At 31.1% G+C, this 26979-nt stretch carries 22 protein-coding genes and 2 riboswitches; of the genes, 18 read left to right on the forward strand and 4 right to left on the reverse strand.

The window, feature by feature from the left end; translation table 11 throughout:
* The first annotated feature begins 56 nt into the window (after window positions 1-56).
* Window positions 57-3263, forward strand: a complete 3207-nt coding sequence (gene carB, locus CKL_RS03190; RefSeq protein ID WP_011989219.1) for a carbamoyl-phosphate synthase large subunit — start codon at window positions 57-59, stop codon at window positions 3261-3263.
* 41 nt (window positions 3264-3304) lie between these two features.
* Window positions 3305-4501: a M20 metallopeptidase family protein gene (locus tag CKL_RS03195; RefSeq protein ID WP_011989220.1), complete on the forward strand. Its 1197-nt coding sequence runs from the start codon at window positions 3305-3307 to the stop codon at window positions 4499-4501.
* Between the two features lie 39 nt (window positions 4502-4540).
* Here CKL_RS03195 and CKL_RS03200 read toward each other — a convergent pair whose 3' ends face one another.
* Together CKL_RS03200 and CKL_RS03205 are read right to left on the reverse strand one after the other, a co-directional pair.
* A complete protein-coding gene (locus CKL_RS03200; protein WP_011989221.1) occupies window positions 4541-5758 on the reverse strand; it encodes a sensor histidine kinase in 1218 nt (405 codons plus the stop codon).
* A gap of 3 nt (window positions 5759-5761) precedes the next feature.
* On the reverse strand, window positions 5762-6439 hold the full coding sequence (locus tag CKL_RS03205; RefSeq protein WP_011989222.1) for a response regulator transcription factor: 678 nt from the start codon (window positions 6437-6439) through the stop codon (window positions 5762-5764).
* A 272-nt stretch (window positions 6440-6711) separates the two neighbouring features.
* Here CKL_RS03205 and CKL_RS03210 point away from each other — a divergent pair, with 272 nt between their 5' ends.
* The 9 genes from CKL_RS03210 to CKL_RS21875 all read left to right on the forward strand — a co-directional run bounded on the left by CKL_RS03210 (window position 6712) and on the right by CKL_RS21875 (window position 15933).
* Window positions 6712-7680 carry a glycosyltransferase family 2 protein gene (locus CKL_RS03210; RefSeq protein WP_011989223.1) on the forward strand — a complete coding sequence of 323 codons (969 nt, stop codon included), beginning with the start codon at window positions 6712-6714 and terminating at the stop codon, window positions 7678-7680.
* A complete protein-coding gene (locus CKL_RS03215; RefSeq protein ID WP_011989224.1) occupies window positions 7664-8095 on the forward strand; it encodes a GtrA family protein in 432 nt (143 codons plus the stop codon). Before CKL_RS03210 ends, CKL_RS03215 begins: the two co-directional genes overlap by 17 nt.
* Before the next feature lie 17 nt (window positions 8096-8112).
* Window positions 8113-10338 carry a glycosyltransferase family 39 protein gene (locus CKL_RS03220; protein WP_011989225.1) on the forward strand — a complete coding sequence of 742 codons (2226 nt, stop codon included), beginning with the start codon at window positions 8113-8115 and terminating at the stop codon, window positions 10336-10338.
* 218 nt (window positions 10339-10556) lie between these two features.
* Window positions 10557-11756, forward strand: a complete 1200-nt coding sequence (gene hemA, locus CKL_RS03225; RefSeq protein ID WP_012620197.1) for a glutamyl-tRNA reductase — start codon at window positions 10557-10559, stop codon at window positions 11754-11756.
* A gap of 23 nt (window positions 11757-11779) precedes the next feature.
* On the forward strand, window positions 11780-13048 hold the full coding sequence (gene hemL, locus CKL_RS03230; RefSeq protein WP_011989227.1) for a glutamate-1-semialdehyde 2,1-aminomutase: 1269 nt from the start codon (window positions 11780-11782) through the stop codon (window positions 13046-13048).
* A 177-nt stretch (window positions 13049-13225) separates the two neighbouring features.
* Entirely contained in the window at window positions 13226-13681 is a 456-nt protein-coding gene (locus CKL_RS03235; protein WP_011989228.1) for an Lrp/AsnC family transcriptional regulator, read from the forward strand.
* A gap of 15 nt (window positions 13682-13696) precedes the next feature.
* Window positions 13697-14812 (forward strand): alanine dehydrogenase, encoded by a 1116-nt coding sequence (gene ald / locus CKL_RS03240; protein ID WP_011989229.1) that lies wholly within the window; start codon window positions 13697-13699, stop codon window positions 14810-14812.
* A 131-nt stretch (window positions 14813-14943) separates the two neighbouring features.
* On the forward strand, window positions 14944-15714 hold the full coding sequence (locus CKL_RS03245) for a transposase (protein WP_011989230.1): 771 nt from the start codon (window positions 14944-14946) through the stop codon (window positions 15712-15714).
* Window positions 15715-15729: 15 nt separating this feature from the next.
* Complete coding sequence (locus tag CKL_RS21875; protein ID WP_011989231.1) at window positions 15730-15933, forward strand: transposase; 204 nt, start codon at window positions 15730-15732, stop codon at window positions 15931-15933.
* Between the two features lie 172 nt (window positions 15934-16105).
* Here the strand turns inward: CKL_RS21875 and CKL_RS03255 are convergent, their stop codons facing one another.
* Window positions 16106-17731 (reverse strand): glycosyltransferase family 39 protein, encoded by a 1626-nt coding sequence (locus tag CKL_RS03255; protein WP_011989232.1) that lies wholly within the window; start codon window positions 17729-17731, stop codon window positions 16106-16108.
* Between the two features lie 170 nt (window positions 17732-17901).
* Here CKL_RS03255 and CKL_RS03260 point away from each other — a divergent pair, with 170 nt between their 5' ends.
* From CKL_RS03260 to CKL_RS03270, 3 genes are all read left to right on the forward strand, one after another.
* Complete coding sequence (locus CKL_RS03260) at window positions 17902-18750, forward strand: DegV family protein (RefSeq protein ID WP_011989233.1); 849 nt, start codon at window positions 17902-17904, stop codon at window positions 18748-18750.
* A 60-nt stretch (window positions 18751-18810) separates the two neighbouring features.
* A riboswitch (SAM riboswitch) is annotated at window positions 18811-18911 on the forward strand.
* An 84-nt stretch (window positions 18912-18995) separates the two neighbouring features.
* A complete protein-coding gene (locus tag CKL_RS03265; RefSeq protein ID WP_011989234.1) occupies window positions 18996-19952 on the forward strand; it encodes a methionine ABC transporter ATP-binding protein in 957 nt (318 codons plus the stop codon).
* A 1-nt stretch (window position 19953) separates the two neighbouring features.
* Window positions 19954-20610: a methionine ABC transporter permease gene (locus tag CKL_RS03270; RefSeq protein ID WP_011989235.1), complete on the forward strand. Its 657-nt coding sequence runs from the start codon at window positions 19954-19956 to the stop codon at window positions 20608-20610.
* A gap of 88 nt (window positions 20611-20698) precedes the next feature.
* Here the strand turns inward: CKL_RS03270 and CKL_RS03275 are convergent, their stop codons facing one another.
* Window positions 20699-21460 (reverse strand): cell wall hydrolase, encoded by a 762-nt coding sequence (locus CKL_RS03275; RefSeq protein WP_011989236.1) that lies wholly within the window; start codon window positions 21458-21460, stop codon window positions 20699-20701.
* A gap of 6 nt (window positions 21461-21466) precedes the next feature.
* Window positions 21467-21606, reverse strand: a riboswitch (cyclic di-AMP (ydaO/yuaA leader).
* A gap of 184 nt (window positions 21607-21790) precedes the next feature.
* Here CKL_RS03275 and CKL_RS03280 point away from each other — a divergent pair.
* The 4 genes from CKL_RS03280 (at window position 21791) to CKL_RS03295 (ending at window position 26961) form a co-directional block, all read left to right on the forward strand.
* Window positions 21791-22987, forward strand: a complete 1197-nt coding sequence (locus tag CKL_RS03280) for a DUF116 domain-containing protein (RefSeq protein ID WP_011989237.1) — start codon at window positions 21791-21793, stop codon at window positions 22985-22987.
* A gap of 85 nt (window positions 22988-23072) precedes the next feature.
* Complete coding sequence (gene polA, locus CKL_RS03285) at window positions 23073-25715, forward strand: DNA polymerase I (RefSeq protein ID WP_011989238.1); 2643 nt, start codon at window positions 23073-23075, stop codon at window positions 25713-25715.
* Window positions 25716-25738: 23 nt separating this feature from the next.
* The gene (coaE, locus tag CKL_RS03290) at window positions 25739-26338 is read left to right on the forward strand and encodes a dephospho-CoA kinase (protein WP_011989239.1); all 600 of its coding nucleotides are present in this window, start codon (window positions 25739-25741) and stop codon (window positions 26336-26338) included.
* Window positions 26339-26382: 44 nt separating this feature from the next.
* A complete protein-coding gene (locus tag CKL_RS03295) occupies window positions 26383-26961 on the forward strand; it encodes a lytic transglycosylase domain-containing protein (RefSeq protein WP_011989240.1) in 579 nt (192 codons plus the stop codon).
* Window positions 26962-26979 lie beyond the last annotated feature (18 nt).

Genomic DNA, 26979 nt, shown 5'->3' on the forward strand with positions numbered 1-26979 from the left:
TATAAATTGTGAATCGTGAATTGTACATTGTGAATTGAAAGAGGGGGTAAGGTATTATGCCTTTAAATAAAAATATAAAAAAAGTTTTGGTAATAGGTTCAGGACCTATTATAATAGGTCAGGCAGCAGAATTTGATTATTCTGGAACCCAGGCCTGTGAATCGCTTAGGGAAGAGGGAATGGAGGTTGTACTTGTAAACAGTAATCCTGCTACTATAATGACGGACAGAGAAGTGGCAGACAAGGTTTATATAGAACCACTTACGGTAGAATTTATAGAAAAAGTTATAAAGAAGGAAAAACCAGACAGCATTTTACCGGGAATGGGTGGACAAACTGCGCTTAATCTTACCGTGGAGTTGTACGATAATAAAATACTTGAAAAATACAATGTAAAAATAATAGGTACTTCTATAGAAGCCATAAAAAAGGGTGAAGATAGAGAACTTTTTAGAGATACCATGAATAAAATAAATCAACCGGTTGTAGAAAGCGATATAGTTACGGATATAGAAAGCGGCATAAGATTTGCACAGAAAATAGGTTATCCTGTTATAGTAAGACCTGCCTATACTCTTGGAGGTACAGGTGGTGGAATAGCGGAAAATGAAGAGGAACTTAAAATTATATTAGAATCTGGATTAGAACTTAGTTCCATAGGTCAGGTATTGCTTGAAAAGAGTATAAAAGGGTGGAAAGAAATAGAATATGAAGTTATGAGAGACAGCTTCGGAAATTGTATAACAGTATGTAATATGGAAAATATAGATCCTGTGGGAATTCATACAGGGGACAGTATAGTTGTAGCACCAAGCCAGACTTTATCAGATAAGGAATATCAAATGCTTAGAACTGCATCTATTGACATAATAAATGAAGTTGAAATAGAAGGTGGATGTAATGTTCAGTTGGCCTTAAATCCACATTCCTTTGAATATGTAGTTATAGAGATAAATCCTAGGGTTAGCCGTTCATCAGCTCTTGCATCAAAAGCCACAGGATATCCTATTGCAAAGGTGGCAGCTAAAATAGCTCTTGGTTATGGTTTGGATGAAATAAAAAATGCAGTTACCCAGAAAACCTATGCTTGTTTTGAGCCTTCTCTGGATTATGTAGTAATAAAAATTCCTAAGTGGCCTTTTGATAAATTTCAAGGAGCTGAAAGGGAACTTGGAACTAAAATGATGGCTACAGGGGAAATAATGGCTATAGGAAGTAACTTTGAAGCTGCATTTTTAAAAGGGATAAGATCTCTTGAAATAGGAACTTATTCTTTAGATTATAAAAAGTTTAGAAATTTAAGTATGTATGAACTTAAAAATAGAATAACATATCCTGATGATGAAAGAATATTTGCACTGGCAGAGTTATTGAGAAGAAAATACAAAATTGAAAAATTATCTGAAATCACTGGTATAGATAAATTTTTTGTAAATAAATTTAAAGGGATTATAGATGAAGAGGAAAAATTGAAAAACAGCAGTATAAGTGATATCAATAAAGAATGGTTTGTCCTGCTGAAGAAAAAAGGATTCTCTGATAAGGGAATAGCAGACATGCTTAAGGTTTCACCAGATGAGGTTTATAAACTCAGAAAAATATGGGATATAAATCCCTCTTATAAAATGGTAGATACCTGTGCAGGGGAATTTGAAGCCCTTTCTCCTTATTATTATTCTACCTATGAAGAATATGATGAGGTGGAAGTTTCAAACAATAAAAAAGTTATAGTGATAGGATCGGGGCCTATCAGAATAGGGCAGGGTATAGAATTTGATTATGCTTCCGTACACTGCATAAAAATACTTAGAAAGCTTGGTATAGAGACTATAATAATAAATAATAACCCGGAAACTGTAAGTACAGATTTTGATATTTCAGATAAACTGTATTTTGAGCCTATAACTGAAGAAGATGTTCTAAGTATATTGGATAAGGAAAAGCCCTACGGTGTTATATTGCAATTTGGGGGAGAAACTGCTATAAAGCTGGCAGAATTCTTAAAAGAAAAAAATATAGTTACATTAGGTACCACTGCCGACCAGATAGATATGGCAGAAGATCGGGAAAAATTTGATGTTCTTCTTGAAAAATTGAACATTAAAAGACCTAAAGGAAAAGGAGTATGGACTATAGATGAGGGACTTGAAGAAGGAAGAAAGCTGGGATTTCCTGTACTGGTAAGGCCATCTTATGTACTTGGAGGACAAGGCATGGAAATAACTTACACGGAAAAAGAACTTGCATATTATCTTTCTATGGCTTTTAATAAAGATAAGAAAAATCCTATATTAATAGATAAATATTTAATGGGCAGGGAAATAGAAGTAGATGCCATATGTGATGGTGAGGATGTACTTATACCTGGAATTATGGAGCATTTGGAAAGGGCGGGAGTACACTCTGGGGACAGTATAACTATGTATCCTGCTCAAAATGTAAATGATGATATGAGAGAAAAAGTTTTAGAATATACTGTAAAGTTATCTTTAGGAATAGGTATAAAAGGTATGATAAATATTCAATTCATAGAATATGAGGGCAATCTTTATGTTATAGAAGTAAATCCTAGGGCTTCAAGAACTGTTCCGTATATAAGTAAGGTAAGTAATGTACCTATAGTTGATATTGCTACAAGAGTAATGCTTGGGGAAAAATTAAGAGATATTGGATATGGAGTTGGAATCTGCAGGGAGCCTAATATAGTAGCAGTAAAGGTTCCGGTATTTTCAACAGAGAAGCTTCCTAATGTAGAAGTTTCCTTGGGACCTGAGATGAGATCCACAGGAGAGGTTTTAGGAGTGTCTACCACCCTTGAAGGGGCCCTTTATAAAGGACTTTTGGCTGCAGATATGTTTTTTAATATGAAAAATGGAGTAATACTTGCAACTATAGGAGATCATGATAAACAGGAGTTTTTACCCATAGCAAGGGAAATACATAAATTAGGAATTAAATTTATAGCCACGGAAAATACAGCAAAACTCTTAAGTAATAATGGAATTGAAGTAAAAAAAATTAGAAAGATGAAAGAAGAGAGTCCAAATATAATAGATGTTATAAAAAATGAAGAGGTGGACTTAGTAATAAATACTCCTACCAAGGGAAATGATTCTACAAGGGATGGATTTCATATAAGAAGATTGGCTGTGGAGAGGAACATAGAAGTTATAACGTCACTGGACACTTTTAGAGCTATGACTTATGTAAAAAAGAAAGATATAAATGACGATGAACTGGAAGTATTTTCAGAGTACAAATAGATAAAATCAAAAGATAATATAAATTGGGGAGGTTTTATGTTATGGAACAGTTGTGTGAAGTAGAAGAAATAAAGCATCTGGCTAATAAATATTATTCTGAAGTGGTAAACTTAAGGAGATATTTTCACACATACCCTGAAGTTAGTAAAAAGGAATTTAATACTCAAAAGAAAATAATTGAAGTGTTAGAAGGTCTTAGTTTAAATATCAGAAAAGCAGGGGGAACTGGTGTTATTGCAGAGCTTAAGGGGGGAAAGCCAGGCAAAATAGTAGCAATTCGTGCGGATATAGATGCTTTGGCTATAGATGATGAAATAAGTAAAGATTATAAATCTAAAAATAAAGGTGCATGTCATGCTTGCGGACATGATGGACACACTGCCATACTTATAGGTGTTATAAAAGTATTATGTGATATACGTCATAGAATAGAAGGTACTTTAAGATTTATATTTCAACCTAGTGAAGAAGAAGTAATTGATGGTTCAGGGGCAGCAGCCATTATAGAAGATGGGGGTTTAGAAGGCGTAGAAGCTATTATAGGAGCTCATCTGTGGCAGCCTATTGAAATTGGAACAGTGGGAATATCAAAGGGACCTGTAATGGCTGCCAGTGATGAATTTGTAATAATTATTGAGGGAAAAGCAGGTCATGCTTCTATGCCACACCAAACTATAGATTCAATATTAACAGCTTCTCAGATAGTTGTTGCTTTAAATACAATTGTGGGAAGAGATGTAGATCCTATGAAACAGGCTGTGGTATCGGTAGGTGTATTTCAGTCAGGACATATTTATAATGCCATATCAGGGAAGGCAGTATTAAAGGGAACCATTAGATCCCTTGATGAAGATGTGAGAAGAGAGGTGCTTATGCATATTAAAAAAATTGTGAAGCATATATGTGATATGGCAGGAGCTCACTGCAGCCTTCAAAAAAGCTCATGTACCTATGTCCTTAATAACGATTCTAAAATTACAGATATTATACTTGAAGCGGGAAAAGAGGTAATGGGAGAGGGAGCTCATGAAGTAAAGCCGTGTATGAGTAGCGAAGATTTTTCCTACTATTTACAGAAAGTACCGGGGTGCTTTATTTTTATAGGTATAGGAAACCCCAAGAAGGGGATTATTTATCCTCAACATCATCCTAAATATGATATAGATGAAATGGCATTATTATATGGTATTGAAGTTATGTCCAATGCAGCTTTAAAATTACTTTCCAAATTAAAATAAATAGGATGTTATAATTATAACATCCTAAAGAATAGAAACTTAATTGAAAGGAAGTATAACTTTAAACATGGAACCCTTGCCTAAAGCACTTGATACAGTTATATTTCCTTTATATTCATTAACTATGGATTTTGCTATAGATAGACCTAAACCAAAGTTGCCATTTCTATTTGAACGGGATTTATCCACTTTATAAAATCTTTCAAAAATTTTATCTAAGTGTTCTTCTGGAATACCCTCTCCTGTATCGGATACAGTAAATTCAATTTTATTTTTTATTGTGTGCATTTTTATGTCTATGGAACCTTTTTCATAGGTATGTTTTATAGCATTATCTATGAGAATAGCTGCAAGTTGTTTGATACGTCCTTCATTGCCTGAAAAAATTACATTTTGTTGTATGTCATATGAAGTATGTATTTTATATTTTATAAAAGTAGCTTCAAAAGGTATTATTGATTGGATAATAGCATTACTTAAGTTAAAGCTGGAAATAGATAATGATGCTTCATATGAGTCTGATCTTGCAAGAAAAAGAAGTTCTTCTATAAGCTTAGTCATTCTAGCTGTTTCCAGTTTGATATTTCCAAGCCATTTACCTTGAGCTTCTACAGTTTCATTTTTGTTATCTAAAACTATGTCAAGATTAGTGGTTATGACTGCTAGAGGGGTACGAAGTTCATGGGAAGCATCTGCAACAAAAGACTGCTGCTTTTTCCAGGCATTTATAATAGGTTTTAAAGAAGTATTAGCAAGAAATAGACTTATTATAAATACCAATATGAGACTTGCTATACAAACTAATACAGATATAATAATCAGTCGTCTTAATACTTCACTGTCAAAGGACTTATCCTGAAAAATTATGATAAATCCATATTTTTTTGGAACTTTAAGATACCTAAAATTAAAACTTTCATATATAATGGTACCCCGAGGGTCTTTATTGTTAAAAATATTCTTTATTATATTATAAGATACTTCCTCAGATAATGTAAAATTGCTGGAAGTTTCTTTTATTCTACCAATTTTATCCGTTTTAATAAAAAAGTTTTCTGAAGATATAAGCTCTCTATTTGGATGTTCAGGAGGGGGAGGAATATCTTCCATTTCTGATGTTTTAGTCATATGCATATATGAAGAACGTTCAAAACTTCTTTCCATTAACACATATATACCTGAAAATATGGTTATTAGAACCAAACCTGTTAATATTAAATTGATCAAAATCAATTCTATTTTTAATTTTCGAAACATAATTTAAACCTCTTTTAGACAATAACCTATTCCTCTTATGGTTTCTATAATAACATTACAATTCAATCTTCTAAGTTTTTTCCTAAGATAGGAAAAATACACTTCAATATTGTTATTCATCTCTACATCAGAATCAGGTCCCCAGACCCTGTCTAATATCTGATCTTTGGTCAATACTTGATTTTTATTACGAGCCAGAAGTTCCAATAGCTGAGATTCTTTAGATGTAAGCTTAACTTTATTTTCTTTATACTGAAGTTCTCCTCTTAAGGGATCAAAAGTTAAAGAAGCCAATTGTATGGTTCCGCATTGAATAAAATCTATATGCCTCCGTCCAAGAGCTCGTATTCGCGCTAGAAGCTCCTCCTTGGAAAAAGGTTTTATTAAATAGTCATCTGCCCCCTGATCTAAGCCCTCTACTCTGCTGCTTATAGAATCCATAGCTGTTAATATAATTACAGGAGTTCTGATGCCCCTGTTTCTAATATGCTTTAAAACCTCCAAGCCATCTTTTCCAGGAAGCATTCTGTCTAGTATTATAATATCATATATATCTATTTCTGCCATTTCCTGTCCTTTAATTCCATCATAGGCAGAATCTACATTGTAATTGTTTTTTTTCAATATATAAACTAGGGCTTCCGAAAGCATCACTTCATCTTCAATTAAAAGTAGTCTCATAATAATTCCTCCTCATTATAAGATGTGTTTATATAAAAATTATAATTGGCAAATTTTAAATATCTGAAAATTTTTAGTAACAATACTATAAATTATATAATAACAATATACGATAAATCTTCAATATAAACAATATTGAATACATATTTAAGCAAATGATCAAATTATATACTATATGTTCAAAGTTAATTTACATTTATTAACGATGTTTTTAAGTGTTTTTTAAGGTTTTAATATAAAAATTATATTAAACTAAATATGAGGTGAATTAAATGTATAAAAGTGTTATTTACTCTATAATAGTACCTCTATATAACGAGGAGCTGGTTATTGATGAAACTTATAAAAGATTAAAAAGTATAATGGACTCCACGTCAGAAGATTACGAGCTCCTATTTGTAAATGATGGAAGTAGCGATGCCACACGAAAAAAGGTGGAAAAAATATGTGTTAAGGATATGAATGTAAGACTTGTTAATTTCTCCAGAAACTTTGGACATCAATGTGCTATAACTGCTGGGATGGAAGTTTCCATAGGAGAGGCAATAGTTGTAATAGATGCGGATCTTCAAGATCCTCCAGAAGTTATTCTTGAAATGATTAAAAAATGGAAGGAGGGCTATGATGTTGTATATGGAAAAAGGGTAAAAAGAGAAGGGGAATCTTTCTTTAAAAAATTTACTGCTAAAGCTTTTTACAGAATGCTTAAAAATATGACTAGTGTTGATATACCTGTGGATACAGGGGATTTCAGACTTATAGATAGAAAGGTGTGTAATACTTTAAACTCACTGCCGGAAAAGAATAGATATGTAAGAGGATTAGTAAGCTGGATTGGATATAAACAGACTTTTGTAGAATTTGTAAGACAGGAAAGATTTGCAGGAGATAGCAAATATCCTATTAAAAAAATGATAAAATTAGCTCTTGATGGTATAACTTCATTTTCATATAAGCCCCTTGCCTTTTCAGGTTATTTAGGTGGAATATCTTTTTTTGTGGGAATATTAATTATGGTAGTAGATATTATTAAACATTTAACAGGTGGAATAAGCATAATAAATTTTGCCTTCCTAATATCTATTGATTTAATCATGTTTGGCGTAATGTTAAGCTGCCTGGGAATAATTGGCCAGTATATAGGTAGAATTTTTGATGAAAGTAAGGGAAGGCCTAATTATATTATTGAAAGTATTATAAATGATAGAAAGGTTGATAAAAAGCATGACTCAGTTAATTAAAACAAAGTATCCCATACTTAATCGTATTTTTAATGGTAAATTAAAGTGCATAAGTCGTTTTTCGGCTACAGGAGTATTAAATACTCTGGTAGATTTTTGTGTATTTACTATATGTGAGAGTTTATTTGGAATACATTATGCCTTAAGTCAAGTTTTGGGTTATGGTTTTGGAATAATAAATAGCTTTATAATGAATAAAAAGTGGACATTTGAAAGTAAAGCTTCTAATAAGAAAGTATATCATGAACTGATACAATTTATTGTAGTTAATGTCTGTTCTCTTACAATTACTGTAGTGTGTATGAAGCTTTTAGTAAATAACTTTAGTATAAATATTTATATATCTAAAGTTATTGTTACTTTAATAGCTCAAGTTGTGAATTTTTTATTGTATAAACTTTGGGTGTTTAATTAAATAAGAGGGGGAAATGCATGAAGAGTGTAAAATTCAAAAAAGAAAAATTTCCAATAGCAATAATTTTGATTTTATCTGCTGTACTAAATTTTGCTAACTTAACTATAGAAGGATATGGAAATGAATATTACGCTGCAGGTGTAAAAAGCATGCTTATAAATTTTAAAAACTTTTTCTTTGTATCCTTTGACCCAGCCGGATTTGTGTCTATTGATAAACCTCCTTTAGGCTTTTGGATTCAGACTATTTCTGCTAAAATATTCGGATTTAGCGGCTGGAGTATAATATTTCCTCAAGCTCTTGCAGGAGTTATATCAGTTTGGCTTATATATTATATTGTAAAAAGATCTTTTGGAAATATAGCTGGAACTATTTCGGCACTTTGTCTTGCAATTACCCCTGTTTTTGTGGCTGCCAGTAGGAATAATACCATAGATAATCTTTTGGTAATGACACTGCTTATTGCTTGTGTATTCATCTCTAAGGCTGCAGAAAAGGGTAGATTTAAATATCTCATAATAAGCTTGGTTTTAATAGGTATAGGCTTTAATATAAAGATGCTTCAGGCTTACATGATTATACCAGCAGTATATGTAACCTACCTTATTTCTTCAGCTGTGTCTGTAAAACAGAAAATAAAACACCTGCTTATAGGTACAATTGTACTTGCTGTAGTATCATTATCCTGGGCAGTAATAGTGGATTTGGTACCCTCACAGTATAGACCTTACGTAGGAAGCAGTACCAATAATACTGTTATGGAACTTATATTAGGACACAATGGACTTGAAAGATTTAATAACAGTGGTATGGGCGGCATGGGAGGAAGACAAGTACCGGGGGAATTTGGAAATGGATATGGTACACAAAATCAGAGGGGCAGCGGAAATGCTCAAAATGGAAATTGGGCTAATAGACAAAAGACTGTAGAGGACAGTCAAAATGGAAATATGGCTAATTTTTCAGGTGGAAATGGCAGTATCCCAGAGGGAATGAAATTACCAGAGGGGTCATCGGGAGGAAGAAGTCCCCAAGGTGGTGGTATGGCAGGAAACTTTGGCGGTCAGACAGAAGCAAGTATTACCAGATTATTCTCTAAAAATGTTTTATCAGATCAAATAGTATGGTTTTTACCTCTAGCCATATTTGGATTCATTGCAGGAGCAATAGTGGAAAAGTTGAAGTTTACCTTTGATAATAGAAAAAAACTAGATTTAATATTATGGATTTTTTGGCTTATTCCTGAATTTTTATATTTTAGCTACACTAAGGGATTGTTCCATCAATACTATTTAACCATGATGGCTCCACCTATTGCAGCTTTGTCAGGAATAGGGCTTGTTTCCATGTGGAAGCTTTATAAGGAAAAGAGTAAGAATATCACATGGCTTTTATTGCCAGTATCCCTTGTTGCAAATGGTCTAGTTCAGCTTCTAATGTTATCCTATTACAGCAATATATCCTCTGCAATTAAAACTGTCATTGTATCTTCTTTAATATTGTGTTTTTCAGCATCTGCGCTACTTATAATATATAAAGCAGTAAGGAAAGGCAATTTAGAGCAGGTTGGGAATATAAAGGTTGGAAAGGCATTGACAGCTCTTGCCTTTATAGGAATTTTAATAACCCCTGCTATTGGCTCTGCGGCTACTATAAATCATAAGATGAACGGTACCATGCCTTCAGCAGGATTGGAGCTTCTATCAAATAGTGAATCTGGTAATTTCATGATGGGAGGAAGAGGTTCCGAGGGCAGTAATAATGAGAAACTTATAAAATTCCTTGAAAGTAATATCACAGATGAGAAATATATTCTTGTAGTTTCCAGTGCAACTTCTGCCCAGGATATAATACTACAAACCGGCAAGGGGATAATGGCATTAGGTGGTTTTACAGGTTCTGATAAGATACTTACCTTAGATAAATTTAAAACCATGGTTAAAAACGGAGAAGTTAGATATGTACTTACAGGGGGAATGGGAAGAGGTTCCATGGATGATATTATGAATTGGGTAGAGAAAAATGGTAAGGTGGTATCGGAAAGTCAGTGGAGAGATACGGTAGAGTCTCAGGAGAGAAAGGGATATTTACATTTTAATATAACTGGATATGATAAAAATGCAGATTCAAAATATAACTATAAAAATAATAATTCAGGTAATAACAGTGGAAACAATAGTGGTGGTGGACCAGAGGGCATGAATTCACAAGTGCTATACGATTTAAAAGGCAGCGTAAAATAATATTTCAGAGTGGTTTTCAAGTAGGCTTTTATTTTAAGGTCTACTTGAACTTTATGTAAATATATGTAAAAATATTAATTTGTTTGAAAGTACCTATAATGTGTTATAATAAAGATAATTTTATCCTAATAAAAGTCCTTCTGACATGTCTGTTTAAGAGGATTTTTTGTTTGGATCAAACTAAATATTTTGTAATTGTAAATGTTGGAGCTGATAAAATGATACAACTTATAGGTATAAAGAGCCAGTGTGATATTGGAATAAGACAAAAATTTTCTATTACTTCCGAAGTGTTAGAAGGCAAATTGAAATATATTAATGAACTTGTGGGAAGTGTGTTAATTTTGAGTACTTGTAATAGGACTGAGATATATGTGGATTCAAATTTAGAAGAAAAAAAACTTATTGATACTGTATTTTATGGGTTGGATTGGGATTATGATCTTGTGTCATATATTTTTTATATAAAAGATAAATATGCGATTAAGCACTTAATGGAAGTTAGCTGCGGTTTTCACTCTAAAATTTTAGGAGAAGATCAAATTTTAGGACAGATCAAAACAGCCTATGATGCGGCCTTAGAAGCTAAAACTATAAAAGGTAAACTTCAAAGGCTCTTTCAAAAGGCAATAACCTGTGGTAAAGAATTTAAACATATTTGTGAAAGTTATAGGATCCCTGTGTCCATTCCCTCAATAGTTGCAAAAGAAATTTTAAATATGGATATTAGAAAATATATGATAATTGGTTTTGGAAAGATAGGACAATTATTATTTAAGTATTTAAATAATTCACAGGCCCAAATTATATATATTGCAGTGCGTGATTTAAACAAGGTTCATGATTCATATAAAAAGTGCGGTAAGATTAGATTTATATCTTTTAAAGACAGAAAAAGCTATTATAATGATATAGACTGTATTGTAAGTTGTACTTCTGCACCTGATAAAATAATTTCCAAGGGAGATCTTCCCTGTAGGAAATTGACCATATTTGATTTAGCGGTACCTGAAGATATAGACAGGAATGTATTAGATTTGGATAATGTAACACTTTATGATATTGATAATATAAGTGTCATAGATGAAAAAAATAAGGCTATAAGAAAAAAAACCATGGGAAAATATAGATATATACTTGAAAATCATATAGACAAATTTATTAAATGGGAAAAATTACATCAACTTTCTCCCGAAATACAAAAGGTAAAAAAATATGGTGATGAAATATGTGAAAAAAGGATAACTACATTTAAAAATAAAAAACACACCAAAGACAATGACATTCTTGTAAAAACTATGATAGAAAGTACTGCTAGATTCTATATAAATAGGGCAATAGAGGTAATGAAGGAGGAAAAATTAAATGGAAGAGAAGAGGAGTGTCTTAGATTGATAAATAAGATATTCTGTAAATAATATTGTATATAGGAGAGTATAAAATGAGAAATGATAAAATATTTGAAGAATCAAAACTATATATGCCAGGTGGAGTAAATAGTCCTGTGAGGGCTTTTAAAGATGTTCCCTTAAATCCTCCTGTAATAAAAAAAGGCAGGGGTGCTTACATATATGATGAAGATGGCAATGAATATATAGACTTCGTGTGTTCCTGGGGGCCAATGATTTTAGGCCATTGTGATGAGGATGTAGTAAATGCTATAAAATATACTAGTGAAAATGCTATATCTTTTGGAGCTACCACGAAAATTGAATTAGAGCTTTCCAAATATATATGTACTACTATGGATAATATAGAAATGATTAGGATGGTTAATTCAGGTACAGAAGCTACTATGAGTGCAGTGAAGCTTGCCAGAGGGTATACAAGGAGAAATAAAATAATAAAATTTTCCGGATGTTATCATGGACATTTTGACGACTTTCTTGTAGAAGCAGGCTCAGGTGTTATGACAGAGGGGATTCCCGGAAGTGCAGGAGTTCCTAAAGATAGTATAAAAAATACTATTATAGCTGAATACAATAATCTTGAAGATGTAAAAAATATCTTTAACAAGTATGGCAGCGATACTGCAGCTATTATAGTAGAGCCTGTGGCAGGAAATATGGGAGTAATCCCAGGAAGGATAGATTTTTTAAAAGGACTTAGAAAACTCTGTGATGAATATGGAAGTCTCCTTATTTTTGATGAGGTAATGAGTGGGTTTAGGGTTGCTTATAAAGGTGCTCAAAGCTTATATGGAATAAAACCTGATATCACTACCATGGCAAAAATTATGGGAGGAGGATTGCCCTGTGGTGCTTATGGTGGTAGAAAGGATATTATGGAAAATCTCTCTCCCCTTGGACCTGTATATCAGGCTGGAACCATGTCAGGAAATCCAATTGTAATGGCTGCAGGACTTGCCACTTTGAAGAAACTGAATGAAAATCCTGATTATTATGTTAAGCTTGAAAAGCTGGGTAAAAAATTAGAGAAAGGTATAAAACAAATATCAAAGGATAAAAACATACCTATGGTAATAAATAGATGTGGAGCCATGTTTTCTATATTTTTTACCAGTGACTCAGAAGTTAAAAATTATAAGGATGCAAGGAAATGCGATACAACTATTTTTGCTAAATTTTTTCAGCATATGCTTGAGCGAGGCATTTATATAGCACCTTCCCAGTTTGAAGCTATATTTTTAAATGTGAAACATACAGAAGAACACATTGATAAATTCTTACAGGCAGTTAATACTTTTTAAGCTTTTATTTAGAAATACTTAAAATATTTAATTTGAAGGTATAATTTTATATACATTGATTAATAAAATAAGGTTAAAAAAATTTTAGCCTTATTTTTTATGTAATTATATAAAATATATTTAATTTTTTTAATATATGTATTATAATTTGCTTAATAAATTTAAGAGGGTGACGGTGTGGACAATATCGATATTAAAATACTAAAATTGCTGCAAGAAAATGCTAGAATTTCTATTTCGGAAATGAGCGGCAAGATTAATCTGTCAATACCTGCAGTAAGTGACAGGCTGAAAAAATTAGATGCTTCAAGCTTAATTAAAAAATATACAATAATCATCAACAATAAAAAATTTAATAAGAATCTCATGGTTATAATGTTTGTAAGTCTTGAAAACCCAACATTTATTGATAAATTTATAGAGATCATCCAGGGGGAAAATGAAATTGTTGAATGTCATTATTTAGCCGGCGAGTTTGATTATGCATTAAAAATTATTACTGAAAATACAGAAACCCTTGAAAAAGTTTTAAATAAAATAAAGTGTATTAAAGGAGTTCAGAAGACTAAGACAATAGTTACCCTTTCTACAATTAAAAATAACTATTCAATAATACCTGACCAAATTAAATAATAGGGGGAATATATAGTGATTATAGGAGTGCCTAAAGAATTAAAGAATAATGAAAATAGAGTGGCTATAACACCAGCCGGGGTACATGCTCTAGTGAGGGATGGCCATCAGGTTTTGATAGAAAAGTCAGCTGGAATTGGAAGTGGAATAGAAGATAAAGAATACCAGGATGTTGGCGGCAAAATAATAGATACAAATGTGGAAATATTTAAAGAATCAGATATAATAGTAAAGGTAAAAGAGCCAATAGAAGAAGAATATGAACTTTTTAAAGAAAATCAGATTTTATTCACCTATCTTCACCTTGCTGCCAATGTACCTCTTACAGATTTATTAATTAAAAAGAAAATTACATCCATAGCTTATGAGACAGTACAACTTGATAATGGAAGTCTCCCATTACTCACTCCTATGAGTGAAGTGGCAGGAAAAATGTCTATACAGATAGGGGCAAATCTACTTCAAGAATATAATGGTGGAGCCGGTATATTACTTGGTGGAGTTCCAGGAGTACTGCCTGGAGAAGTTGTAATCATTGGAGCAGGCGGTGTGGGAACAAATGCTGCTAAAATGGCTTTGGGACTTGGAGCAAAAGTTACAATACTTGATATAAATAAGGATAGATTAGTTTATGTAGATGATATATTTAACGGAAGATTGTCTACATTAGTCTGTAATGAATTCAATGTGGCCGAGATGGTTAAAAAAGCAGATCTATTAGTAGGAGCAGTATTGGTAATAGGATCAAAAGCACCTAAAATTGTTAAAGAAGAAATGGTTAAAACTATGAAGAAAGGTTCTGTAATAGTTGATGTAGCAATTGATCAGGGAGGATCCATAGAAACCATAGACAGGGCTACTACTCATGATAATCCATGTTATGAAAAGTATGGTGTAGTTCATTATTCAGTATCCAATATGCCTGGAGCTGTATCAAGAACATCTACCTATGCACTTACTAGTTCTACTCTTCCTTATTTGGAGGATATAGCTAACAAAGGAGCAGAGAAAGCAATGAAAGATGATAAAGCTCTTTTAAAAGGTCTCAATGTATACAAAGGGTTTGTAACTTACAAGGCTGTGGCAGATAGTTTAAAACTTGAGTACAGAGCACCAGAAAGCTTATTATAATATAAAAAAGAGATATTTCAAAGCTTAAGCCAATGTCATTACGGAACCTTTTTTGATTTAATGGGGCAGCTTTTTAGTAAAAAATAAATCTCCCACTCGAAAGAGTGAAAGATTTACGGTAAAATTAATATATGCCAAAATACATTAATTTATATAAAAATTATACTTTAAATCGTGGAAATTATCAATTAAGACTTCCACTAAATATTGAGTACATGATTCCAGATAATGATTCGGTGTATTTGCTAAGTCAATTTATTGAGGAGATGGATTTAACAGATTTGTATTCGACTTACTCCCGTATAAGGGAGAATAAGGCAACACCACGTCAGATGCTTAAAATTGTACTTTATTCTTATATGAATCACAACTATTCATCAAGAGCAATGGAACAATCTTGTTATAGAGATGTTAACTTCATGTATCTTTTAGAAGGCTCTCCTGTACCAGATCATTCTACATTTGCAAGATTTCGCAGTCTTCATTTTTCACCATGTACAGAAACAATTATGGCTGAAATGACTAATTTTTTTTATGAAATTGGGGAAGTACTGAGAAATGATATATTTATTGATGGAACAAAAATAGAAGCGTGTGCTAACAAATATACTTTTGTTTGGAAAAAATCAGTTTCAAAAAATTTGAAAGGGTTGCTTTCTAAATTAGCTATTTTTGTGGCTGAATGCGAAGAAATGTATGGATCAAAATTTGTGTATGAAAATAAAGTAAAAATAAAGCATATAAAAAAACTTCGCAAGAAACTTTATGCCTTAAAGAAGAAAGAAAATATAGAATTTGTGCATGGCTCTGGTAAACGAAAAAATCCAATTCAACGGTCTATTGAAAAACTTGAAGAATACCTTGATAAATTAAAAGAGTATACACAAAAAATCCATACCTAAGGTTGTAAACTAAGAATGAATCGAAGTATTCAAGTAGAAGGTTCTTTTGGAGAGATAAAGCAAGATATGGGTTTTCGTAGATTTCTGAGCAAAGACAAAAGGAATGTTTTGTCTGAAAGTATTCTATTAGCAATGGCACGTAATATAAATAAGCTGCATAATAAAATTCAATCAGGTAGAACCGGAACCCATATTTTTGCACTTAAAAAGAATGCCTAATTTTAAAATTTTAGAATTAAAAAAAACCTTATCAGAAAAGGCTTATTAAAGTAGGCCATTTTTTAATTATTGAACTTATTTGGCCTTAAAACATCATGAAATTTCTTATAAAGTACTAAAAAAGCGCTGCCGCGTTAGCTTATTTTTTATGCTAATGCGACAGCCCCTTTTATTAATAAAACTTTATATCAAAAGATTCAGGATTAAATCCTTTTTTCTTAAGTACTATGTCAAGTAATATTTTTACAAGATATGCAGATAGGATTATGTTCAATATGCAAGTTCCATCGCTTATTAGAGTATGTGAAGTAGTATTTCCAAAACCTCCAAAAAGTATGGAATAGATATTACTGTAGATTGTAAGGGTGTATCCTGCCAGTAGTATTAGCAGCCTGTTATCTTTTAAATATATAAAAGATAACATTGACAATGCTGCAGCAGGAAATAAGTATCTTTCATGCATTCCGGTAGAAAAAGTAAAAACTCCTGAAATTTGAACAAGTGCACAGGAAAAGGCAAATATTTTGTTTTTACTTTTAATATAAATATACCAGGAAAAAGCTGTAATTGCTATAATTGCAATTATTCCCCAAATTTTATAACTGAATATAAAAAATGTAGAGGAGCTTTCTTTATAATTTCCGCCAAGTAAATTAAAAAAATTAAAAGCATTTACAGAAGCGTAAGGGTATTCTGATATGGTATTTTTATATAATTTAAAAATCCACAGTGCATTTTGATTAAAGGAAAATGGGAGTATAATAACTAAAGAAGTCACAATACATGAAGCTGCACATTTAATAAGAGTTTTTAAATTTTTCCTGGCTATAAGTTCAAATAAGAGTACAGGAAAAAATATAATTCCCTGAGGTTTCATAAGCACTAAAGAGGTAAAAAGTATAGATGAAAAAACAAATTTCCCTTCTGATAAAAAGAACAAAGAGAGAACTAAAAAAAGAGTGAAAAAAGAATCTACCTGTCCCCAAAGGGATGAATTTATAAAAATAGCTGGGCTAAAAATATAAAAAGCACTTAAAAGAATACCCATTTCTAAAGAAAAATATTTTTTAGCCAATTTATATATCATATAAGCTGTTACAATATCTGCTATCATAGAAGGCAATTTTAAAAGCAATGTATAGTAAGGAGTTATTGAACTTATTTTCGCTAATTTACCAATTAAAAATAATATATAGATATATAATGGAGGATAGTCAGCTGATTTAGAATTTACATAAAACTGAGATAGACTGTTTGCAGCGGAGGAAGCCCAGCTTTTAAATAAATTTATATCTCCACCGTATCCTTCCATAACTGTGGATAATGAAATTCTTAAAAATAATCCTACACAAAGAAGTGAAAATATAAGTATTTTTGTGTTTGAATTATTTATTTTAAAGTTTCTATAGCCGAAAAAATAAAAGGCTGTAATACATAGTGCAAAAAATATTATTAAATATAAAGTGAGTAATGGGGCATATTTATTATTTGAGAACATAGATTCTCCTCGTTGATTTCTTCCTCCAGGAATTTGAGCATTACTGCCGGGAGTTTTGTTGTTATTTGATGAAAAGTTTTTATTAGGTGTATTTGAATTAACTCCTCCTTGTGTTTTTTGTTTATCATTTATTTGTGCTCTTTGTCTGTTTTCTGAGTTGAATTGTTCCACTCTGCTCCGGGATGTATTAGTATTAGCTGTATAATTTTTTATATTATAAATACATAAAAATGCAGATAATAATATTAAAAGAATTAGACCAATTTTAAGCAGATTTTTTTTGAAAAATATTTTTATCATATTTTTTGAATCTCCTTTTCTAGAATTATATTTTTACCATTTAAATATATTTTCATTAACAAAACTTAAAATAAGCTTAAAAAGTAATACAAAATTCTGTTAATATAGTTTTAATAATGTTTTGTGATATATTATAATCTAAATAGATAGAAATATGTGGAGGCGTTTTTATGGAGAAAATTGCATTATTGACAGATTCGGCCTGTGATATAGATGAAGAAACTATAAATAAATATAATATAAATATCCTTTCCTTCAGAATTATATATAGGAGTGGAGAATATATAGATAAAGTTGAAATCACTCCAAAGGAAGTATATGATAATATGAAAGTGGAAATTCCCAAATCTTCACTGCCTTCCATGGAGGATATGGAGATGGTCTATAAAAGACTTGAGGAAGAAAATTACACCCATGTAATTGCCATAGTTATTTCAAGTGGACTTTCAGGTACATATAATGCTTTAAAAATAGTAAGTGAAAAGCATAAAAATTTGACTACTTATATATATGATTCCAAATCTACATCTGTGGGAGAGGGAATCATTTTAAAAGAGTGTGGTAAACTCATTGAACAGGGGAGAAATTTTCAACAAATCGTAGATACTATACCAAAGATAAAAAGTAATATGCATTTCTTTTTTGTTTTTGGCACTTTGGAATATGCTAGAAAGGGTGGTCGTATAGGAAAGATACCTGGTACTATTGGAGAGATACTAGATATAAAGCCTATTGTTTATTTCGATGATAGCTATGGTGTTTGTTGTACTTATGACAAGGTCAGAGGAAGAAAGCGCTCTTTAAATAAAATGGTAGATATAGGAAAGAAGTTTTTAGATAAAAACCAATGTGAGGTGTATATAGTACATGGTAATGCAGAAGAAGATGCAGATAGAGTTCATAACATGATTTTACAATTACCTAATATAGAAAATATACACATGATAGGTCAAATAAGTCCTATAGTTGGGGTATATTCTGGTCCGGGAACAGTTGGAATATGTTATTTTACAATGTGACCATTGACATTATAAACTTAAGTTGATATAATTAAATCCGTAAATTGAATATGAATCTTGAACTTATCAAGAGAGGTGGAGGGAACAGGCCCATTGAAGCCCGGCAACCAATACGTTGTATAATGGTGCCAAATCCTGCAGCGAAGGCTGAAAGATGAGAGAAATATTATGTATGTTAAATCTGAGGTTTTCCTCAGATTTTTTAGTGCTGTATAATTTTATTTGTAGAGGCAGGGTGAATATTATTGATAAATATTAATAATGTTGGTAAGAGTTTTGATAATAAGGTTGTAATTAAAAATATAAACCTTAATATAAAAAAAGGGGAAATATTTGGAGTAGTAGGACAGAGTGGAGCAGGGAAATCTACACTGCTCAGATGTTTAAATGGCCTTGAAAGCTATGATACTGGAAGTATAAAGATAATGGACAAAGAGGTAAAAGACTTAAAAGGAAAAGAAATAAGAGTTTTCAGGAAAAATTTGGGTATGATATTCCAAAATTTTAATTTGCTAAATAGGAAAAATGTATATGATAATATATCACTTCCCCTGGAGGTATGGGGATATGATAAAAACAAAATAAAATCTAGAGTAGAGGAATTATTAAAATTAGTAGCACTTCGTGATAAGGCTAAAAGTATGCCAAGGCAATTAAGTGGAGGACAAAAACAGAGAGTGGCTATTGCAAGGGCACTTGCTTTGAATCCCAGTATATTACTCTGCGATGAAGCTACTTCAGCCTTGGATCCTAATACTACACAATCTATACTTGAACTTTTAAAGAAGATAAATAAGGAATTTGAACTAACCATAGTAGTAGTAACACATCAAATGGAAGTAATAAAAGAAATATGTAACAAGGTAGCAATTATTGACAGTGGGGAGATAAAGGTAGAAGGAGATGTGGAAGAAGTATTCCTAAGGCCAGGTGAATATTTGAAAAAATTGCTGGGAAATGAAAATTTACTGCCGGAAAGAGGAATGAACATAAGAATATTTTTCCCGAAGGAAATAAGTCAGGATAATTTGATAACTTCTATGGCTATAGATTTAAATATAAAATTTTCCATAGTGTGGGGAAAACTTGAGAGATTTCGAGATAATGTACTGGGAAGCCTAGTAATAAATATAAACCAAAAAGATAAGGAACAAATATGTAATTATCTTTCTTCAAAAAATGTAACATGGGAGGTGGAATAGTATGAGTTTTAATGAAATATTTAAGCAGGTACTATTTCCGGCTGTAGGAGAGACATTTTATATGGTAATAGTTTCTACAGTATTTGCCGTAATTATAGGATTTATACCTGCAGTTTTACTAATAATAACGCAGCCAGGGGGGCTTAGGCCTAATAAGGCAGTTTATAAGGTTTTAGATGTAGTGGTAAATTTACTTAGATCATTTCCATTTATAATACTTATGATAGCTATCTTTCCTTTTACAAAGCTTATAGTTGGAAAAGCCATAGGTACTACGGCAGCCATAGTTCCACTTACCATAGCTGCAGCACCTTTTGCAGCAAGGGTAATTGAATCCTCTTTTAAAGAAGTGGATCCTGGAGTAATAGAGGCATCTAAATCCTTTGGGGCAAGTAATATTCAGATAATATTTAAAGTTATGCTAAAAGAAGCTCTTCCATCTATAGTACTTGGAATAACACTTACAGTTATAAGTGTAGTAGGATATTCTGCTATGGCAGGTACAGTAGGGGGAGGGGGACTTGGAAATGTGGCAGTAAATTACGGATATTATAGATTCCAGACTAATATAATGGTGTATACTGTAATAATACTTGTGATAATTGTCCAACTGCTTCAAACTATTGGGGATATAATATATAAAAAACTTAATAAATAAAAATATATAAGGCATAAGTAAATAAAATTATAGTTTTACTCATGCCTTAATTTTTAAAAATTAATTGAAACTATGTATAAAATTCATATTAATATACAAATACCATTTTGCCGACTCTTAAAGCAATGGGTTTTGACCAGAGCCAGGTATTTGTTGTACTATCATCAAAGTAATATAACGCACCATTTGTTGGATCAGAGCCATAGAGTGCTTCATAAGCAGCATTTTTTGAATCCTGAGAAGCAGATTTGTTTATCCATCCATTATATACAGGAGTGAATTGATAATAGCCACCTGATACTTCATATATTACATCTTTTATAGTAGATGGAAATCTTGAATTTTGAACTCGGTTAAGTACTACAGCAGCTACAGCTACTTTAGCTTTATAAGCCTCTCCTTCAGCTTCTGCAGTTACTAATCTGGCCAGTAAATCTAAGTCACTTTCACTATAAGGTACTATAGAACCTGAGGAGCTTGTACTCTTAAAAATCCAACCTGCAGGTATGTTTAATACTTCACCTGGATAAATATACTTGTCCACATTGCTGTTAGCTGCGATTAATGTGTTAAGAGCTATACCGTATTTTTTTGCTATTAAATAAAGGGTGTCTGAAGGTTTTACAGTGTATGTACTAGAATTCACATATAAGACTTGATTTGGATATATTTCGCTGCTTTTTAGATTATTATTTTTTATAATAGTGTCTACGTCGGTTTTAAATAGTATACTTATTTTAAATAGAGAATCTCCCGACTTTACTGTATAATTAGCAGCATATACCTGTGTAAAAGACAACATGGAAAAAGTTAATGCAAATAGTAGTGTTCTGATTTTTTTGAAATTCATAAATAGATATCCTCCCTAATTAGCCTACGAGGTTAGTTGACAGGTTCGGAGAGGGATTGTCCTACTTTTTAATAAAAAGATTCACCTCAAATATTGTTATCCCCCGCACTTGATTCCAGTTTTGGAAGTTTAGGCTTGTTTTATAGTTGTTATTTTAACAGCATTCTTATAATATATCCTTATTAAATTGATGGATATATTGGATTTAAAATGATCATATGGTTTATTGTGTAAAACAAATAAAAAGTAATGAAATAATTATAAAAGTGAAAACTATTGTTATGAATTCTAGTAAGAATATGTGTTAATTATAATTAGGAGAGAAAATGTATGAAAAATTATATAACTTATAATCTTAGAGATAAATTAAAACATTCTGATGAGTATTATAAATTTATACCTGATTTTTCAGAACAGGTAATACAAAAAATTAAAATTAGGGCAAATAATATAATAGAGGATTTTATGGCATATATTACAGAGTTTGATATAGAACAATTGGGAAGTAGGGAAGAATACCAACTGGAAATTCTGATTATGGGGGTTTTGTGGAATGTGTATTCAGAAAAATCTTTGGATTTACCTAAAATACCTCGTAAAACTTTATCCTTACTTTCAAGTATGAGACAATACTCCTGGATTTTTAAAAAGTGTATAGATAGTATAAAAGGGAAAATGGCATATAAATATCTTTTAAAAGGAAAAATCGATAAAGATATAGTTTATAATACACCCTGTATAGAAAATGATTTTGAAAAATTAATAATATGGCTTAAATGTACAGGAGAATTTAAATTTCAAGCTGGAAGAATGGAAATATGGAATTTATTTTTTAAACATAATAATAAGGAGTATGTACGTAATGCAGGTAAACTTATTGTTGAATTAGCAGATTGGTTTGAGAAAGAATCCATAGAAAAACTCGGTGGGTATACTTTAAATGTAAAAAAGTTTTTAATGAATGAATATAAGTTTTATGGAACGAGAGAAGATAATATTTTTTGTGGACGAAGAGAAGTTGAATATCATCTCAACATGGTGGGAGCAGAAATTTTAAATAGAGTCTTTAGAGATACATTTTTAAAAACAGAGGATAAAATAATATTTCTTCCAGCATGTATGTGTTTAAAGCCTTATAATACATGTAGAAGAAAAAAAACAGATAAAGGTTTTATATGTATGAGATGTTCTGAAAATTGTAAAGTTAATATATTAAATAGAATAGGGAAAAAGTATAATTTTAAAGTTTATATAGTTCCCCATGAAAGCAATGCTTTCTCAGGCAGAAAACATATCAGATATGGGGACATAGGTATTGTAGGCATTGCCTGTGTACTAAATTTAATAGAAGGAGGATTAAAGGCCAGAAATTTGAATTTGGTACCTCAATGTGTTATTCTTGATTACTGTGGATGTAAAAATCACTGGCATAAAAGTGGCATTGAGACAGATATAAATTATAGAAAATTGTTTGAAATTTTACAAATTCCACAAGGTGATATAATAGTAAGAAATTTAAAACAGTAGAGAGTAAATATAGTAAGATGTTATAATAGAGAAGCTTAAAAAATTTAATTTTTAGATATTTAAATAGAATTTTGGAGGTAATTTTATGTCTCGAGAAAAATTATTGATATTGGATGGACATAGTTTAATGAATAGAGCTTTTTATGCACTGCCGGATTTGACCAATTCAGAAGGGACTCATACAAATGCAGTTTATGGATTTATAAATATGCTGTTGAAAATGAAAAAGGAAATTGAACCCAGTCACATAGTATGTACTTTTGATAGAAGTGCACCTACCTTTAGACATGATAAATATAGTGAATATAAAGCCGGCAGAAAAAGAATGCCTCCTGAGCTGTCAGAACAGTTTCCTATAGTTAAGGAAATATTGGAGCTTTTATCCATAAATATTTTTGAAATAGATGGATTTGAAGCAGATGATCTTATGGGTACATTATCCGTTTTTGCAGAAAAAAAAGGCATGGAAGTATATATAGTTACAGGAGATAGAGATGCCCTCCAGCTGGCCACAGATTCAGTGAAAATTGTAATAACTAAAAAAGGTATAACACAAAAGGAAATATATGATAGAAATAAAATTATAGATGATTATGGAGTAACCCCTACGGAATTTATAGATGTAAAAGGGCTTATGGGGGACGCTTCGGATAATATTCCTGGGGTACCTGGTATAGGAGAGAAAACTGCCCTTAAATTGATAAAAGAGTATAAAAGCATAGAAAATGTACTTTGTAATATAGATAATATTAAAGGGAAAAAAGTTCAAGAAAATTTAAAAAATTATATGGAACAGGCTGTATTTAGTAAAAAGCTTGCCACTATTGTCACAGATGTTCCTATAGAACTGGATTTACAATCTATTGAATCGAAAGAACAATATAATGCCGAAGGCTTAAGAAAATTATTTGAAAAACTTCAGTTTAAATCCTTAATGGATAAAATACCTAAAGTGGAGGAACAGGATAAAATAGAAGTGGAAGATTTTCAGGTAGAATGTGAGGTTATAGATACTTTAAATAAAGTTCATAACTTTATAGACTCTTTAGAAGCTGAAGATATGAAAAATAAATTACTTTATATTAATTTCAAAGTTGTAGATGAGAATAGTTATGCTAAAAATTACATAGATAAGATATTTATAAATATAGGAGAAAAAAATTTTGAAATACACATAAAAGAAATATATGATGAAAATAAAATTAAAGCAGTGGAAACAGCTAAAATGTTGTTTGAAAATTCTAGCTTAAGTAAAGTGAGTTATGATGTGAAAGTACCTTGCAGTATATTGCATAGAATGGGAATAAAGCTTTTAGGCATAGAATTCGATATAAAGATAGCAGCTTATTTAATGGATCCGGCTAGGACCAACTATGAATTACCGGATATTATTAAGGAGTATCTGAATATAGAAATCTCTGAGGAAAGGGAAGATTGTTTTATAAAAGAAACATTGTTGTTTAGCAGGTTATACTCTACTTTAAAGAAGAAGATATCAGATTCTTCTATGGATAAATTGTTGTATGAAGTAGAACAGCCACTTACTTTTGTACTGGCATCTATGGAGTGTGAAGGATTTAAGGTGGATAAGGATAAGTTAACTGAGATGGAGGAGAAATTTAAAATAGAAATAGATAAGGTACAAAAGGAAATATATTTTCTCTCCGAGGAAGAATTTAATATAAATTCTCCAAAACAGCTGGGTAAAATATTATTTGAAAAGTTGGATCTGCCTGTCATAAAAAAGACTAAAACGGGATATTCCACTAATGCAGATGTATTGGAAAGATTACATGGTAAACATCCTGTAATTGAAAAAATAATCTATTATAGACAGCTTACTAAATTATATTCCACATATATTGAAGGATTAAAAGGAGTAATAGAGGAAGATGGTAAGATTCATTCTAATTTTAATCAAACAGTAACTACTACAGGGAGACTTTCAAGTACCGAACCCAATCTTCAAAATATACCTATAAAATATGAGATGGGAAAAGAAATAAGAAAAATATTCATACCAGATAATAGGGATTGTGTTATACTCTCGGCAGATTACTCGCAAATAGAACTTAGGGTGCTTGCCCATATATCAGGGGATGAAAATTTAATAAATGCATTTATAAACCACAATGATATTCACACTAAAACTGCATCAGAGGTATTTAATGTACCTTTGGGAGAAGTAACATCTACACAGAGAAGTAATGCAAAAGCCGTAAATTTTGGTATAGTATATGGTATTGGTGATTTTAGCTTAGCAAGGAATTTAAATATACCCAGAAAAGAAGCAAAATCTTATATAGATGCTTATTTTGAAAAATATCCTAAAGTGAAGTTGTACATGAATGATATAGTAAAGCAGGCCGAAAAGAATTTTTATGTTACCACCATTTTAAATAGGAGAAGGTTTATACCGGAGATAAAATCTTCTAATAAAATAATAAAAGCTCTAGGAGAAAGGTTTGCCATGAATACTCCCATTCAAGGAAGTGCAGCGGATATTATAAAAATAGCTATGGTAAATGTTTTTAATAGATTAAAAGATAATAATTTTAAAAGCAAGATAATACTTCAGGTTCACGATGAACTGGTATTAAATGTGTATAAAGATGAACTAAAAGATGTAAAAGACATTGTAAAAGAGGAAATGGAAAATGTGTTTAAGCTAAAGGTTCCTCTTGAAGTGGATATAAGTATAGGGGATAATTGGTATCAAGTTAAATAAAATAATTGAAGGTGGGGAAAAGTGTGATTAAGATAGGACTTACTGGAGGGATAGGTAGTGGAAAAAGTACTGTTTCTAATATATTGCGGGAGCAGGGTATAGCTGTAATAGATGCGGATATTATAGCTAGAGATGTAATGGAAAAGTATATTGTAATAACAGATAAAATAAAATCTACTTTTGGAGAAAAATTTATTGATGGCTCGGGGAAGCTGAAGAGAAGAGAATTTGGAGATTACATATTTTCAAACAAGGATAAAAAAAATATATATGAAGATATAATAATGCCTTTTATTAAAAAAGAAGTATTTGAAAAAATAGATGAACTGCATAAAAGAGGAGAAGAAATTTGTATAATAGATGGGGCTACTCTTATAGAAAGTGGATTCTATAAGTACACAGATATAATTATACTGGTATGGGCAAATAAGAAAACTCAAATATTTAGGGTAAAGGAAAGAGATCAATTGACAGAAAATCAGATAATTGATAGAATAAATTCTCAAATGTCCTTAGAAGAAAAGAAAAAATATGCTGATTTTGTATTGGATAATTCAAATACTTTAGATGAAACAAAAAAACAGTTAGAAGAAATATTGAATAAGATAACTATGAATTTGTAGGGGGTGGAGTGCCTTAATATGTAATATTTAAGGCATAAATAACATTGAAATCTAAAATGAAAATAGTAGCAGTGGTGTTAATAATAATAGCAATATTTAGTGCAAGAAGTGTGGTGAGATATTATTTTCCTTTAAAATATTCGGATTACATAGTGAAATATTCTAAAGAATATAGTCTGGATGTTTATTTTGTAATTGCTGTAATTAAGACAGAAAGTAATTTTAAAAGATATGTAAAATCAAATAAGAATGCCATAGGTCTCATGCAGATAACTCCAGATACAGCTAAATGGGCGGCAGAAAAAATGAATATAACTAATTTTAATGAAGACATGCTATATGATCCGGAATTTAATATTAGAATGGGATGCTGGTATCTAAATGATTTAAAGGCAGAATTTAATAATGATATGAAGCTTGTATTGGCTGCATATAATGGAGGAAGAGGAAATGTGCAAAAATGGCTAAAGAATTCGGAACATTCCACGGATGGAAAAAATCTTGACTATATACCTTTTCAGGAAACAGATAAATATATTAAAAGGGTAGAGGTGAATTACAGAATTTACAAATTTTTATACAACAATACTTTAATGAGTATATTAGCAAATATATATTATTAAATTTTAGTTGACAGCATT

Source organism: Clostridium kluyveri DSM 555, from assembly GCF_000016505.1.
Classification (GTDB): Bacteria; Bacillota; Clostridia; order Clostridiales; family Clostridiaceae; genus Clostridium_B; species Clostridium_B kluyveri.